This window comes from Halobiforma lacisalsi AJ5 (assembly GCF_000226975.2).
GTDB lineage: Archaea > Halobacteriota > Halobacteria > Halobacteriales > Natrialbaceae > Natronobacterium > Natronobacterium lacisalsi.
The window spans coordinates 3,615,561-3,629,581 of record NZ_CP019285.1 but is presented as its reverse complement, the minus strand read 5'-3'; the positions used below and the strand labels follow the sequence as shown (position 1 = coordinate 3,629,581).

Here is a 14,021-nt window from a genome sequence, read left to right as displayed (position 1 = left end):
CCATCGGCTCGAGGTCGGCAAGAAACGATACGTAACTACGCTACGGGCTGGGTGCCGCCTTCTGCAGGGCCGTCTCGGCGACGTTCCCGCCGTAGTCGGCGCTTCGGGAGAGCGAATCGAGGATCAGCCCGAGCGACTGGGCCTGGACTGACTCCTGTTCGCGGAGCATGTCGTCGATGTGGCGCGTGTGTTCGTCGATGCTCAGAACCGACTCGAGCGCGTCGTGGCCCAGTTCGGTCGCCTCACCGCTCTCCTCGGCGAACAACGCGTCCATCGACTTCTCGAGGATGTCCGAGGCGTCCGCGTGGAGTTCGAGCAACGCGTCCGCGACGTCCTCGGGGATCTCCTCGAGTTTGAGCGCGAGCTGGCTGATCTTGACGGCGTGGTCGGCGACGCGCTCGAGTTGGCGGGCGCTGGAGTGGAAGTCGAAACAGTCCTCGCGGGAGACGCCGAGTTCCTCCGCCGCCCCGGGCGAGCGCAGCGTCGCGCGGAAGATCCGCGAGACGACGAGCCAGAGTCGGTCGACGTCGTCGTCGCGTTCGATGACGTCGTGAGCGATGTCGTCGTCGTTCTCGACCAGCGCCGTCACCGCGTCCTCGAGCATCGACGTCGCGATCAGGCGCATTCGCGTGACGGCGTTGACGATCGACAGCTCCGAGGAATCGAGCAGGTCCTGAATGACGACGCCGTCGGTCGTCTCCTCGACGACCTCGACGCCGATCAGCCCCTGGATCGCCGACCGGATCGCCCGCCGCTGTTCCGTCGTGATCCGGCCGGCTTCGAGTCGGATCACGTCGAAGCCGCTGACGTACATCGTGAGCACGGCCCGGGTGAGGCGCTCGCCCTCGAGCGTCGAGACGTCGAGCGTCCCTTCCTGATGGTCGGCGTCGCTCCGCGGCGTGACCAGCAGCGTATCGTCCTCGGAGTAGATCTCGACGGTATCGCCGCTCGAGACGCTGTTTTCCGTTGCCCATTCCTTCGGCAGCGAGACCGTGTACGTCGACCCCCCGGTCACCTGGACCTTACGAGTCTCCATAGCGGAACGTTTCGTCAGGGGGGATATAAATCCCTTCGAATCTATTGAGTAAATCCATTTACCCCGTATTTATCCCGAGCGTTGTCCGTTTTCGAACGTGCGAATCATACCAATATATAGTACTATATATTAATATATCGGTGAAGGTATTGCCCTATACGAGACGTCAATTGCTGACCGCGTTACGCAGACCCGGAATATCGATGGGTGAAAGACCCCTCAAATCAGTCGTCTCCCTTCGAACGACGGGTCAGCAGTGGAGGCCGATCGATCGGTCGTAATACCGATATCTACGTTGCCGAAAATAGTACTCTATTGGCGTATCTGGTTGAGTATATAGATATTAGAATCCTCTTTATACGTGTCCTGATTGCTCTCAGGTGATGACGGACGACACGTCCCAGTCCGGTATCGGTGTATCGCGACGACGATTCATTTCGGTGGCCGGTGGCGCGGGGGCCGTCGCACTTGCAGGGTGTACCGAGGAGGAGGGAACGAGCGGGGAAACCGGTAGTGACAGTGGCAGCGGTAACAGCGTTTCCGGAACTATCCGAATTTCGGGTAGCAGTACCGTTTATCCGGTGTCCGAAGCGGCCGGCGAAGAGTTCGCCCGTGAACAGGACGGGTTCGATTACGAACTGTCCAGCGATGGGAGTACGGGCGGGTTCGAGAACTTCTTCTTGCCCGGAGACAGCGACATCAACGGTGCGAGCCGCCCGATTATGGAAGAAGAAATCCAGGAAGCGAGCGATACCGGTTTCCAGCCGGTCGAGTTCCAGTGTGCTGGTGACGCGCTGACGGCCGTCGTCAACAACGACAACGACTGGCTCGACTGTGCGGATCTGGACCAGCTCAGCGAGATCTGGCATCCCGACAGCGCTCCCGAGACGTGGGCCGACATCAACTCCGACTGGCCCGACGAGGAGATCGAACTGTTCGGTGCGGCAACGACGTCAGGAACCTTCGACTACTGGACCGAAGAGGTCGTCGGCGAGCTCCGGGTCATCCGCGAGGACTTCGACGGCACCGAGGAAGACGATGAGATCGCCCAGGGTGTCGCCGGGAACGAGTACGCCCACGGCTACCTTCCGTACGCGTACTACGACAACAACCCCGACAGCGTCAAAGCCCTCGAGATCGACGCCGGCGACGGCTGTACCGCGCCGAGCCTCGAGGCGGCCTCCGAGGGATCGTATCCGCTCGCACGTCCGATCTTCTGGTATGTCAACCAGCAGAAACTACAGGAGAACGAGGCGCTCCAGGAGTTCATGCGGTTCGCGATCGAACTGAGCGGCGACCGGAGTATCGTCTCGGAGGACATCGGCTACGTTGCGATGAACGATCAGGAGGTTCAAGAGAACCTCGATCGACTCGAGGCTGCCATCGACGGGGATCTCAGTGAAGACGAGGCGATCCCCTCGATGAACTGAACTAAACTGCCGATCCGTCTTCTACCAATGATCGAACCGCAAACGCAGATGGTGGTGAGTTATTGTGAGTAGCGATACTATCGAGTCGGAGTGGCAACGCCCGGCCGAGACGGTGAGACGTGAACGGCTCTACGAGTACGTCCTGTTCGGCTGTATGACGCTGACGGTGTTGATCACCGTCGGTATCATCTACAGCCTCTTCTCGGACGCCATCTACTTCGTTGACCAGTACGCGGGCGTGCTCGAGACGTCCTGGACGAACGCGATTCGTGACTTCCTGTTCGGGACGAACTGGCGGCCGACGATTCAGCCGTACCGGTACGGTCTGTTGCCGCTGTTGAGCGGAACGATCGTCGTCACCGTCGCCTCCGCTGCAGTCGCGCTTCCCTGCGGGCTGGGGGCCGCGATCTATATCAGCGAGTATGCGACCGAACGAACGCGAGCGTACCTCAAACCCGCCCTCGAGATTCTCGCGGGCGTTCCGACGGTCGTCTACGGCTACTTCGCGCTGGTGTACATCACGCCGTGGCTCCAGAAGATCTTGCCGCTGAGCACGTTCAACGCGATGTCGGCGTCGATCATGGTCGGAATCATGATCATTCCGATGGTCTCCTCGATCAGCGAGGACGCCCTGAGTTCCGTCCCGGACGAACTCAGACAGGCCGGATACGGGCTGGGCGCGACGAAGTTCGACGTCTCCACGCGGGTCGTGGTTCCGGCGGCGCTGTCGGGGATCTTCTCGTCGTTCATCCTCGCGATTTCGCGAGCGATCGGCGAGACGATGATCGTGACGATGGCGGCCGGACAGAACCCGCAGATGTTGATCCTCGAGCCGACGAGTATCCACGAGAACCTCTACGACTCGATTCAGACGATCACGGCAGCGATGGTCCAGGCCGCTGGCTCCGACGTCGTCGGTGGCACGCCGGTCTACTGGTCGATGTTTGCCCTCGGTCTGGCGCTGTTTGCGTTCACGTTCACGATGAATCTGGTGGCAGAGTACGTCAAACGACGGTACAGGGAGGTGTACTGATGCAACGACGACCAGACCAACTATCCGACGACCGTCGAGGTGAGTTTGATGAGTACTGAAACCGAGCGCCACGACTGGGCCGGTGCGTCGAACGTCGCCGCTCGCATCAAGGGAAGCGCGTTCAAGTACGCCTGCCTCTCCGCAGCGCTTTTCGGTATCGTGACTCTCCTCGTGTTACTCACGTACGTCACGATCGACGCCTTCCAGCTAGCCGAGGCGAGCACGGAATGGTACGCGGTGTTCGTACTCTCGATCGGGGCTCCGATCACAGCGTACTGGTGGCGAATTCGCGGAACGCCTGCGATCGACGTCGCGAAGACGACGACGGGAGGACTGTTGCTGAGCGTCGGATTCGGGCTCTTCCTCGTCGTCGTGTCCATCATCGTTTCACCCCAGATATGGGCGGCATACTTCCTGCTGGCGATCTTCCCTGCAGGTGCCCTCCTCGTCTACGGTGACCGAATCGAGCAGGTATCCGACGCACACAGATGGGCGCTCGGCGTCGCCGTCGTCGGGGCCCTCGTCGCCTCGGTCGCCCGTGCTCCGCTGACCGGGGTCCTCGCGCTCATCAAACCCTGGCTGTTGTACTTCTTGACGTTCGCAGGTCCGACCGCGCTCGCGTTACGGCAGTGGTCAGTCTCCCGCGAGGGCCGAAGTCGAATCGGAGAACTAGCCGCCGCTGGTGTCGTCGGCGGTAGTCTTCTCGTCGGGGGTCTCGTCGAAATCGGGGTACTCGTTGCTGGTGACCTGGCGATCGTCTTCCTCGGTGGGCTGTCGATTCCTGCCGTGATCGTACTGACCGGCCAGCGGGAAACGATAGCCGAATCGTCGACGGCCCGGCTTGGACTCGGCGCACCGGTCGTCATCGCAGGCAGCGTTCTCCTTGCTGTGTTCCTGCCCGACCTTCTGGGTAGCAGTTCGCCGGATCCCTGGGTCCGCTCGGCATTCTTCCAGCAAGGACCGTCCCGTCTCCCCGAGCGATCCGGACTGTATCCGCCGATCATCGGTTCGGTCTTCATGCTTGGCGTGATGATCGTTGCAGTCTTCCCGCTCGGCGTCGGCGCAGCGATCTACCTCGAGGAGTACGCGGGCGACAATCGCCTCACACAACTGATTCAGGTCAATCTCTCGAACCTTGCTGGCGTTCCATCGGTCGTTTACGGGTTGCTCGGACTGGCAGTTTTCGCCCGAGGAGTTACCCTCGAGGCTGGGTCGGTTTCCATCGATCTGGGTCTCGGACTCGGAACGGTCTTAACGGCCGGTCTGACCGTCGGATTGCTGGTCCTGCCGATCGTCATCATCTCTGCTCAGGAAGCGATCAGATCGGTTCCGAAGTCGGTACGACGTGCCTCCTACGGAATGGGAGCGAGCCGCTGGCAAACGACTCGCAACGTCGTCCTCCCTGAAGCGTTCCCCGGCATTCTCACAGGGACGATCCTCGCGCTCGGCCGAGCGATCGGCGAAACCGCACCGCTGATCATGATCGGTGCGGCGACATCCGTCTCGAGTCCACCCGAATCGCTGTTCTCGACTGTCACCGCGATGCCGTTGCAGATCTACGCGTGGCGAGGGAGCGTCCAGCCGGAGTTCAGATACGGGGTCGTCGCAGCCGGTGTCGTGACACTGCTCGTCGTGTTACTCGGGATGAACGCCGCGGCGATCGTACTGCGCGACAGGTTCGAACGCCGATGAGAGGTCGCACACATCCCGGACGGGACGGCCGTCTTCCTCACGGCGGTCGTCTCGTCGAGTTCGACGAGACGGACGGGACCTTCGAGAACGAACACCGCGTCGAGGACGACATCACCAGCAAATTCGGCTAACTATGTCACGAGAGGAGTACCAGCGACGACTCGAACGGCTCCGTGCGAACGTAGTCGAGATGAGCGACCTCGTGTGTGCCCGCCTCCGGACCGCCCTGGAGGCCCGCGAGCGAAACGACGACGAACTCGCCCGGGAGGTGATCGAGGGCGACGACGAGATCAACGAACTGTACCTCGATCTCGAGGGCGACTGCATCGAGTTGTTCGCGCTCCAGCAGCCGGTCGCGGGCGATCTCCGCTTTATCGCCGCGTCGTTCAAGATCATCACCGATCTCGAGCGGATCGGCGACCTGGCGACGAACGTCGCGGGATACGCCGGTTCCGCCGGCGGAACGAGCCACGATCGGTACCCCCAGATCGACGTCCAGCACATCGGCGAGCGCACGGTCGAGATGGTCGAGGCGGCGGTGCGAGCGTACGCAGACGACGACGCGAACGCCACCTACGACGTCGCGGCCGCGGACGAGGAGATCGACACCCTCTGCGAGCGGGCGAGCGAAGCGATCGTTCGTGATCTCCTCGAGACTGGGACCGGAGCCGGGACCGAGTTGGGAACCACATCGGGAACCGCTGCCGATGCCGACGACGATGGAAGCGCGTACGCATACACGGACGATACCGACATCGATACCGCCGAAACCCGCACCGACATCACGCCCGACGAGATTCTCCTTGAGGACGTCGAACGGCTCCTGCTGACGATCCGCGACCTCGAGCGGGTCGGCGACCACGCAGTCAACATCGCCGCACGGACGCTGTACATGGTCGAAAACGACGACGAACTGATCTTCTGATCGATGAGCGCGAACCGAACCCCGGACACCGACGACGTCCGAACCCCCGTCGAGCGGAAAGTACAGATCGCCGGCAACTCGACGTTCGTGGTTTCGTTGCCGAAGGAGTGGGCCACCGAACAGGGCCTCGAGTCCGGCAGTTCGATGTTCCTCTACCCGCTCGAGGACCGGCTCGTAGCCGCAGCGGGAACCGTCTCCTGCCGGGACCGGAGCGTCGCCATCGACGCCGAACCGATCGACGACGAATCGGTCCTCCAGCGTGCACGTGCGGCCTACCTGGCCGGCTACGACCGGATCACTGTCGAGAACGCGGACGCGCTCGAGCCGGACGCGCGTCGTACCCTGGAACGGGCGATCGGTCGGCTGGTCGGGATGGAGATCGAAACGGTCGCGGCCGACGCGCTCACGGCGACGAGCGTACTCGACGTCGGCGAGGTGTCGCTCCCCCAGACCGTCGCCCAGGCCCGCCAGCTCGCCCTCGAGATGCACGAGGATGCCGTCCGCGCCGTTCGAGACGACGACGAGGACCTCGCCCGACGGGTGATCGGCCGCGACGACGACGTCGACCGCCTCTTCGCGTTCGTGAGCCGGGGCTTCCACCGCGGACTCGAGGACGTCCACGAAATCGATCGCCTCGGCACGGATCGTACCGCGGCCTTCCGACAGTACCGCATCGCCCGTCAACTCGAACGGGTCGCGGACCACGCCGAACGGATCGCGGAGGTCCCGGCCCGGCAATCGTCGCCGCCCGAAGCGGAGCTGGCCGATCGCCTCGAGACGATTGGCGGCGACGCGCGACGGGTGGTCGAACTGGCCCTGGCCGACGAGATCGAACCGGCGCTTTCGGCCCGATCCGAGGTCAGGCGATCGATTTCGGAGCTCGATCGCCGGTTGTACGACCGGGGCGGCTCCGACGCATTCCTCTACGGGACCGTCCTTCGAAGCCTGGAACGGACCGCCGAAATCGGCGGTAACGTCGCTCGAGCGACGGCGGAGTCGACGATCGATGAGTAGCGCGGGTGCGGTCGAGGCCAACCGCCTCGAGGATCCGGCGCTCGTCCGAGAACTCTACGAAGCGTCGATGGCCGGCGTCGAGATCGACCTGATCGTCCGGGACATCTGTCGCCTCCGACCGAACCTCGAGGGAGTGAGCGAGACGATCGACGTCCACAGCATCGTCGGTCGCTTCCTCGAACACTCCCGGATCTACTACTTCCACGCGGGTGGCGAGGAACGCTACTACGTCGGATCGGCCGACTGGATGGAGCGAAACTTCGACAACCGTGTCGAAGCGGTGGCACCCATCCGCGATACGAAGTTACAGTCACAACTCGAGACGATCATCGAAACGCTGCTCGCGGATACGGAAAACAGGTGGTGCATGGCGGCCGACGGGAGCTATCACCGCGCCACAACGTCGGCGGATGGCTCATCGGTCGACGTTCACGAAGCGTTCATGGAGCGGGCGCGCGACGGCGAATCGTACTGACTTGGGCGGGGTTCCCGGTTCGCGGGGAGTCGAAACCGTTGTGGACCCCCGGTCACGGTCAGAGCCGCGGCGCGAAGCGGACGGGTTCCGGTCACCGTCGCCCGGTTGGACCCGTACCGAACGGCTACGTACCGGTACGGGCCGGTCGATGGGGTTCGATACTTCTCCTAGCAACTGCCTTGTGTCGACTCATCGTGTATTCACTCGAGATGGTATCCGATCCCCCGCAGTCCCGCCGTGACGGACCGAACGTCGAGACGGACGCGCTCGCGGTAGCCGACCAGACGACTGCCCATCGGCAACCCCGAGACACCGCAACTGATGAAACCCGAGACGACAGCCGCGAGCGGACCGATCCGGAGACCGACCTCGAGGGGGACTCGAGCCGGGGGTGCCCGCTATGTGCGTTCGGGGGGACTGGTCCCGACAGGGATCGGGACTGGGACCGGGACCGGAACGAAGACGACGTCTACAAACACCTGCTCGTCAGCCACAGAAAAAGCGCCATCGTCGATGCGCTGCTCACGGAACGCTGCGAAGCCGGGGACGACGACCGGTCGGGTAGCCGATAGAGAGCGCGGAGTTGCCCCGTCTCGTACTCGGAGAAGTGCTCTTCGCAGGTCGTCGCCCTCCGGCAGCCACTTTTCGTCCCACACCGATCGGTGACGGGACCGATCGGCTATTCACGATTTCGATAGCGTGTCGATTTCGTGCCGAGTCCTCTGGCACCGTCCGTACCATGGCCGTCGCCCCGCCGTGAAGCGGTAAATTCGGGCCGTCTCACCGTTCCTGGCGACGACTGGCGATCGACCGGCGGTGATTGCGGGTGCAACAAGACATATAGTGTGGTAACACATAACACGACATGAGGTGATCGACGTGTCCACCCGTGTGAACGACGACGAAACGACGGATCGAGGCGAACCGAGTAGCGCACCCGCTGGAACCGAGACGATCGAGTCCTACGAGACCGAAGACGGCGTCGTCTTCTACGACGCCGAGAATCCGCTCGCATGGGTGGAAACCTCGCGAACCCTAACTCTCGAGGACCTCGCCTGATGCGGTGTACTGTGAGCCATATCCAGCACGACCGCCGCCCAGCTCGCGGTTGAGCGGGACATCGGTACAGCAATCCGTACTGGTCCAGTTCGAACGCGAATCCTTTTCTTCCCGGTTGCCCTCGTGGCGACTGTGGGATTCGACCGGAGCGAGCGCGACCACGAACCCGACGAGCCCGAGGAGTACGATCCGGAGGCGGAGTTTCGCGATCCGGACAGCGACTCCCTGACGATCCCCGACATCGATGCCGAGCCAAGCGACGAGTCGAACGAGCACATCGGGCCGCCGATCCCCGAAGTCTCGACCGACGAGATGGACGTCCCGCCGGAACTCGCGAAGACGTTCTGGGCCGTCGTGCTCGTAGTCAACGCAGCGCTTCTCGCCCTGTCGGTCGGGCTTCTCCTGTTGCTGTTCGAGGGGCCGACGAGCCACGGCGGCTGGCTGGTCGCCGGCGGCATCGTCCTCCTGGGCTTTGCGGTCCATCGCTACCGGTCGTACGACGGTCCCGAGTCTTCGGGGCCGACGCCCGATCGAGCCGAGGAAGCGACCGACGATCGCGCAACCGAACGGGCGACGAACGGCGGCCAGCACCGATCCGAGACGGGTGAGGCGGCCGACGCCGACCCCGACCCCGACGCCGATGCCAATGCCGACGGCACACCCCCATCCGACAACCCATGAACACAGTCCGAGACGACCGCGGCAACCGATACCTGCTTCTGAAACGCTCCGAGAGCGCGAGCCTGGTTCGCGACCCCGCGACTGGCGACGAGTGTTACATCCGGAACGACCGCCTCGAGTTCGTCGATCAGTCCGGCCTCGAGACGGCGGCCGCGACGGTCGACGACTCCGTCCGAACCCTGCTCACGAACGTGCACGACGAGGAGACGCTGGGTCTGCTGATCGAACTCGCTGATCGCGGGCCGATGGGCGTCCGGCAGTTGCTCGACTCGTACGACCTCTGCGAGAGCGATCTGCACGGGCGGGTGACCGTGCTCGCCACCGCCGGATTGCTCGAGGAGACGGAAGTCGAGGGGGCCGTCGCCGCCGAGCGCGGGTATCGCGTCACCGAGGAGTGTCGGCGGGCGCTCGAGGTGCTTCGGCCGGGGACGGACTCCGATGGCGAAGACACAGACGACGCTGTGAGGGGAGACGCGGAGCCGAACCCCGACGGTGACGAACCCGGCCCAGAAACGGTTCCCGACGAGTAAGGGTGTTCACCGTCCCGTTCAGTTCGACGCAAGCAGTTCCGCCTCCGGCGGCTCCCCGCGCTCGAGGCGCGAGCGGTTCGACGTGGCGTCTTTCTCGACCCGGACCAGCGAGTCCGCGGCACCGACCAGTTCCTCGTCGTGGCTGACGACGACGATCTGTTCGACACCGAGGTCCCGCATCGACTCGACCAGCGAGACGAGTTGCGTGACGTGTCCCGAGTCGAGGAACACCGTCGGCTCGTCGAGGATCAACGGCGGCATCGGGGCCGTTCCCTCGACGCCCTCCGCGAGCAGGCGGTAGATCGCACACCGCAGGCTGAGGTTGAACAGCGCCCGCTCGCCGCCCGAGAGCTGCTCGGGCTCTAGGGCCTCGCCGTCCTTCTGGTAGACCGTCAGCCGGTAGTCGCCGTCCAGTTCGATGGAGGCGTAGGAGTCGTTCTGGTAGACCAGATCGAACGTCTCGTTGAGCAGCCGCTCGAGGGTCTCGACGTTGCGCTGGCGCAGTTCGGACCGCAACTCGCCGTAGGTCGTCTGGAGCGTCTCGGCCTCGTCGTACAGCGATTCGAGCCGCTCACAGCGCTCCTCGAGCGTCTCGAGGCGCTGACGATCCTCCTCGAGTTCCTCGATCTCGCGTTCGACCGCGCCGATCGCGTTCTGGAGGTTCGTCCGCCGTTCCTCGAGTTCCGCGAGCTTTTCGTCGACCTGATCGAGGTACTCCTCGGCGTTTCGCTTGTCCTCCCGTGCGGTCTCGACGCGTTCCTCGTCGAACTCCGACTCGAGGTCACGCTTGCGGTCGCGCTTGTCCGAGAGCGTCTCGCGGCGCTCGTCGTTGAGTTGCTGCCAGTTCCGCCGGCGCTCGCGGCAGTTCTCTATTTCCCCCTCGAGGTCGTCGCGCTCGCCGTCGATCTCGACGATGCGGCGTAGCGCCTCGAGCGACTCCCTGATATCGCTCCGCTCGGCGTTGATCTCGCCGAGTTCGGCGCGTTTCTCCTCGACGTCGTCCTCGAGGTCGTCGGCGTCTTCGCGGGCCTCCCTGGCGTCGGCTTCGTACTCCTCGGCGTCCTCGAGCAGTCCCTCGCGCTGTTCCCGTCGCTCGGCAAGGCTCTCGCGTTTCTCGGCGAGCAACTGCTCGACGTTGTCCCGGTTCTCCTCGAGGCGGTCGACGCGGCGCTCGGCTTCGCGCAGGTCCTCGGCGCGGTCGATCCGCTCGTCGAGATCGTCGCGTTCGGCCTCGAGGTCCGCGAGTCGGTCCTCGAGGGCCGCGAGTTCCTCGCGTCTGTCGTCCAGAACGTCGACGTGCGGCGAGTCCTCGACGGGCTGGCCACACTCCGGACACTTCCCCTCCTCGAGCAGCCGCTCACCCTCCTCGATGGCGTTCTCGGCGGCCCGGATGTCGGCGGTGACGTCGCCGATCTCCTCGGTCAGCTCCTCGCGTTCGGCTTCCAGATCCTCGAGGTGGGCCCCAGCTTCGCCGAACGCGATCGGTGCCGTCTCGAACCGGTCGCGGACCGACTCGATCTCCTCGGCGAGTTCCTCGAGTTTCGCCTCGCGGTCGTCGATATCGTTCTCGTCGCGTTCGATCCGCTCGGCGAGGTCTCCTGCCTCCTCGCGGGCCTCGTCGGCCTGGGTCTCGAGGTCGTCGGCCTCCTCGCGGAGCCGTTCGATCTCGCCGTTGGTCTCCGTGATCGCGACGCGGACGTCCTCGAGGTCGTCCCGCAACTCCTCGTCGCGGGCCTCGAGGTCGTCGACGCACTCCTCGACGGTGGCGGTATCCGCGTTCGGATCGAGGTCGGCGTCGGCCTCGACCTCGACCTCGGCGAGCAGGTCGGCGCGCTCCTCGGCCAGTTCCTCGCGCTCGGCCTCGAGTTCGCGGATCCGTGCTTTCGCGTCCTCGCGTTGCTGTTCGGTCTCGGAGATCTTCGATCGAAGCTCCTCGATCCCCTCCTCGAGGTCCGCGATCTCCTCGCGGGTCTCGGCGTGGCGCTCGATGACGTCCGTCGCGGCCTCGAGCGTCTCTCGGGCCTGGTCGCGCTGGCTCTCGTAGTGGTCGATCTCCTCGTCGACCTCGCCGCGTTGGGACTCGAGTTCGTTCAGTCGGTCGTGGAGCCCCTTCTCTTCCTTTCGTTCGACCTGTTTACGGACGTCCTCGAGGACCTCGCGCTGGCCGTCCAGCACCGACTTGACGCCGAGGCGGGCGTCGCTTGCGCGCTCGCGGTAGTCCTCGAGCGCGCCGAGCTGGAGCAGGTCGTCGATCATGTCCTGGCGGTCGCCCGGCGAGGCGTGGATGAGCTTGTTCACCTCGCCCTGGCGGACGTACGCGCAGTTGACGAACGCCTCGGCGTCCATTCGCAGGAGTTCGGTGACCTCGTGGCGGACGTCGCGAGCGCCCTCGACCGTCGCCGACGGCGTCTCGAGGACGCACTTGGTCGTCGTCGCGCGGTCGCCCCGGAGTTTGAGCCGGCGCTCGACGTGGTACTCCCGGCCGTCGTGGGTGAACCACAGTTCCACCTCGGCCTCCTCTTCGCCGGTGGTGATCACGTCGTCGAGCGTGCGGTCGTCCAAGGCCTTCGAGCCGTACAGCGCGAAGAAGACGGCCTCGAGCAGCGTCGACTTGCCGCTGCCGTTGACGCCGTGGACGACGGTGACGCCGCGCTCGAGCGAGAGGTCGGCGTCGCCGTAGCACTTGAAGTTCCGCAGGCGGACGCGGTCGACCCTCATTCGAAATCACCCAGTGAGGCGTGTTCGACGGGTTCGTCGGTCGGTTCCTCTGTGGGTTCATTTGCCGATTCGTCCGCTGGGTCGTCGCTCGAGGCGGCCGCGGCTTCGGGTTCGGCTTCGACGTCGTCGCCCTCCGCGGACGCCGACTCCGGACCCGACAACTGGTCCGCAACCGTCGTCACCTCCTCGTCGTCGGGCTCCCGTTCCGGCGCGGGGGTAAAGGCCGACTCGTCGTCCTCGAGCAACTCCCGAACCCGGCGCTCGACCGACTCGCGGACGTTCGAATCCGCGACCTCGCCGTCGCGGACCGTCCCGTCGATCTCGAGGGCGGCGTCGCTCAGCCCGAGGTCGCGGACCCGCTCGCGGACGGCCTCGTCGGGATCGGCGAAGCTCACCGACATCTCCTCGTCCTCCTCGGGCAACTCGCGGCGGTCGTTGACCCGGGCGACCAGCGCGCCCCGGTCGATCGCCAGTTCCTCGATCGCGGCGGGGGTGATCGGCTTCCCCTCGCCCTCGATCGTGACGATGACGACGGCGTCCTCGAGGTCGGGGTCGTGCTGGCGGACTCGCTCCTGGACGCGGTCGATCCCTTCGCCCTCCTCGAGGGAGACGTCGACGAAGACGAAGTCCCGCGTCGAGGGGAGCCCGCGTCGGCTGATTCCGACGGTATCGTCCTCGAACGTCACGAGGTTGTACCCCCGGTCCTCCCGCTCGCTGGCGCTGGCCCGTTCGGTCGAGCCACAGTAGGTGACCCAGGTGTCGTTCACCTCGGCGGTGTCGGGGTGGTGGTTGTCCCCCAGGAGGACGGCGTCGAACTCGACCGTCGACTCCTCGAGGAGCCGTTCGGTGTCCCAGTCGGCGTGGGCGAACGGCTCGAACAGGCCGTGGCTCACGAGGGCGGCGTGTTCGGCCGCCTCGGGCGGGGCGGCGAACTCGTACTCGAGGTCCTCGCGGCGCGACCGCGGGACGAAGTCCAGGCCGTAGACGGCGACGTCGCCGACCAGTTCGGGCTCGGCCCCGAGCCGGGTCGCCAGCTCGAGGTCGGCGAAGAGGTCGAGCCACTGGGCGTCCCGTTTCCCCTCGTGGTTGCCGACGACGGCGAGAAAGGGGATGTCGGCGTCGGCGAGCCGACGGAGGACGTCGACGGTACCCTGGAGGTCAACCAGGGTCGGCCGGCGGTCGTGAAAGAGGTCGCCGGCGTGGAGCACCGCGTCGACGTCGTCCTCGATCGCGTCCTCGATCACGGCCTCGAAGGCCGCGAGGAAGTCCCGCCGTCGCTCGGGCGCGTTGTACTGCTGGTACCCGATGTGGGTGTCGCCCGTGTGTATCACCCGCGTCATCTATTTCTACCGATCGTTCGAGACCGGCCCCTATAGGAGTTCTGCGACCGGACTGAAAGTAAAGCGAGGCGAACGCTTCGGGCTGGGC

13 protein-coding genes and 1 pseudogene are annotated in these 14,021 nt (G+C 64.8%); 11 read left to right on the top strand and 3 right to left on the bottom strand.

Annotated elements, in window-relative coordinates; translation table 11 throughout:
- Positions 1 to 40: 40 nt before the first annotated feature.
- Positions 41 to 1,036, bottom strand: coding sequence for a phosphate signaling complex PhoU family protein (locus tag CHINAEXTREME_RS17630; protein ID WP_007142504.1), 996 nt, complete (start codon positions 1,034 to 1,036; stop codon positions 41 to 43).
- Between the two features lie 383 nt (positions 1,037 to 1,419).
- On the opposite strand from CHINAEXTREME_RS17630, the gene CHINAEXTREME_RS17625 reads away from it, so the two are divergent.
- From CHINAEXTREME_RS17625 to CHINAEXTREME_RS17580, 11 genes and pseudogenes are all read left to right on the top strand, one after another.
- Positions 1,420 to 2,466: a PstS family phosphate ABC transporter substrate-binding protein gene (locus CHINAEXTREME_RS17625; protein ID WP_029601578.1), complete on the top strand. Its 1,047-nt coding sequence runs from the start codon at positions 1,420 to 1,422 to the stop codon at positions 2,464 to 2,466.
- Positions 2,467 to 2,530: 64 nt separating this feature from the next.
- Positions 2,531 to 3,499, top strand: a complete 969-nt coding sequence (gene pstC, locus CHINAEXTREME_RS17620; RefSeq protein WP_010546659.1) for a phosphate ABC transporter permease subunit PstC — start codon at positions 2,531 to 2,533, stop codon at positions 3,497 to 3,499.
- A 48-nt stretch (positions 3,500 to 3,547) separates the two neighbouring features.
- Positions 3,548 to 5,191 carry a phosphate ABC transporter permease PstA gene (pstA, locus tag CHINAEXTREME_RS17615; protein WP_007142501.1) on the top strand — a complete coding sequence of 548 codons (1,644 nt, stop codon included), beginning with the start codon at positions 3,548 to 3,550 and terminating at the stop codon, positions 5,189 to 5,191.
- Positions 5,188 to 5,322, top strand: coding sequence for a hypothetical protein (locus tag CHINAEXTREME_RS22035; RefSeq protein ID WP_007142500.1), 135 nt, complete (start codon positions 5,188 to 5,190; stop codon positions 5,320 to 5,322). Before pstA ends, CHINAEXTREME_RS22035 begins: the two co-directional genes overlap by 4 nt.
- 2 nt (positions 5,323 to 5,324) lie before the next feature.
- The gene (gene phoU / locus CHINAEXTREME_RS17610) at positions 5,325 to 6,116 is read left to right on the top strand and encodes a phosphate signaling complex protein PhoU (protein ID WP_007142499.1); all 792 of its coding nucleotides are present in this window, start codon (positions 5,325 to 5,327) and stop codon (positions 6,114 to 6,116) included.
- A gap of 3 nt (positions 6,117 to 6,119) precedes the next feature.
- A complete protein-coding gene (locus tag CHINAEXTREME_RS17605; protein ID WP_007142498.1) occupies positions 6,120 to 7,130 on the top strand; it encodes a phosphate uptake regulator PhoU in 1,011 nt (336 codons plus the stop codon).
- Positions 7,131 to 7,146: 16 nt separating this feature from the next.
- A pseudogene (locus CHINAEXTREME_RS17600) lies at positions 7,147 to 7,605 on the top strand (phospholipase D-like domain-containing protein); the annotation flags it as partial.
- 209 nt (positions 7,606 to 7,814) lie between these two features.
- Positions 7,815 to 8,177, top strand: a complete 363-nt coding sequence (locus CHINAEXTREME_RS17595; RefSeq protein ID WP_007142496.1) for a hypothetical protein — start codon at positions 7,815 to 7,817, stop codon at positions 8,175 to 8,177.
- A gap of 298 nt (positions 8,178 to 8,475) precedes the next feature.
- Positions 8,476 to 8,664, top strand: coding sequence for a DUF7331 family protein (locus CHINAEXTREME_RS17590; RefSeq protein WP_007142495.1), 189 nt, complete (start codon positions 8,476 to 8,478; stop codon positions 8,662 to 8,664).
- A 132-nt stretch (positions 8,665 to 8,796) separates the two neighbouring features.
- Positions 8,797 to 9,345, top strand: coding sequence for a DUF7322 domain-containing protein (locus CHINAEXTREME_RS17585; protein WP_007142494.1), 549 nt, complete (start codon positions 8,797 to 8,799; stop codon positions 9,343 to 9,345).
- Positions 9,342 to 9,875 carry a DUF7346 family protein gene (locus CHINAEXTREME_RS17580; protein ID WP_007142493.1) on the top strand — a complete coding sequence of 178 codons (534 nt, stop codon included), beginning with the start codon at positions 9,342 to 9,344 and terminating at the stop codon, positions 9,873 to 9,875. The genes CHINAEXTREME_RS17585 and CHINAEXTREME_RS17580 overlap by 4 nt, the downstream gene beginning before the upstream one ends.
- Positions 9,876 to 9,893: 18 nt before the next feature.
- Here the strand turns inward: CHINAEXTREME_RS17580 and rad50 are convergent, their stop codons facing one another.
- Positions 9,894 to 12,593, bottom strand: coding sequence for a DNA double-strand break repair ATPase Rad50 (gene rad50 / locus CHINAEXTREME_RS17575; RefSeq protein WP_007142492.1), 2,700 nt, complete (start codon positions 12,591 to 12,593; stop codon positions 9,894 to 9,896).
- Positions 12,590 to 13,933: a DNA double-strand break repair protein Mre11 gene (mre11, locus tag CHINAEXTREME_RS17570; protein ID WP_007142491.1), complete on the bottom strand. Its 1,344-nt coding sequence runs from the start codon at positions 13,931 to 13,933 to the stop codon at positions 12,590 to 12,592. Before mre11 ends, rad50 begins: the two co-directional genes overlap by 4 nt.
- Between the last annotated feature and the right edge of the window lie 88 nt (positions 13,934 to 14,021).

What these genes read in the sequence shown, in the direction of transcription:
- CHINAEXTREME_RS17630 (WP_007142504.1), bottom strand. Translation starts at nt 1,036, where the DNA reads ATGGAGACTCGTAAGGTCCAGGTGACCGGGGGGTCGACGTACACGGTC.
- CHINAEXTREME_RS17625 (WP_029601578.1), top strand. Translation starts at nt 1,420, where the DNA reads ATGACGGACGACACGTCCCAGTCCGGTATCGGTGTATCGCGACGACGA.
- pstA (WP_007142501.1), top strand. Translation starts at nt 3,548, where the DNA reads ATGAGTACTGAAACCGAGCGCCACGACTGGGCCGGTGCGTCGAACGTC.
- CHINAEXTREME_RS22035 (WP_007142500.1), top strand. Translation starts at nt 5,188, where the DNA reads ATGAGAGGTCGCACACATCCCGGACGGGACGGCCGTCTTCCTCACGGC.
- phoU (WP_007142499.1), top strand. Translation starts at nt 5,325, where the DNA reads ATGTCACGAGAGGAGTACCAGCGACGACTCGAACGGCTCCGTGCGAAC.
- CHINAEXTREME_RS17605 (WP_007142498.1), top strand. Translation starts at nt 6,120, where the DNA reads ATGAGCGCGAACCGAACCCCGGACACCGACGACGTCCGAACCCCCGTC.
- CHINAEXTREME_RS17595 (WP_007142496.1), top strand. Translation starts at nt 7,815, where the DNA reads ATGGTATCCGATCCCCCGCAGTCCCGCCGTGACGGACCGAACGTCGAG.
- CHINAEXTREME_RS17580 (WP_007142493.1), top strand. Translation starts at nt 9,342, where the DNA reads ATGAACACAGTCCGAGACGACCGCGGCAACCGATACCTGCTTCTGAAA.
- rad50 (WP_007142492.1), bottom strand. Translation starts at nt 12,593, where the DNA reads ATGAGGGTCGACCGCGTCCGCCTGCGGAACTTCAAGTGCTACGGCGAC.
- mre11 (WP_007142491.1), bottom strand. Translation starts at nt 13,933, where the DNA reads ATGACGCGGGTGATACACACGGGCGACACCCACATCGGGTACCAGCAG.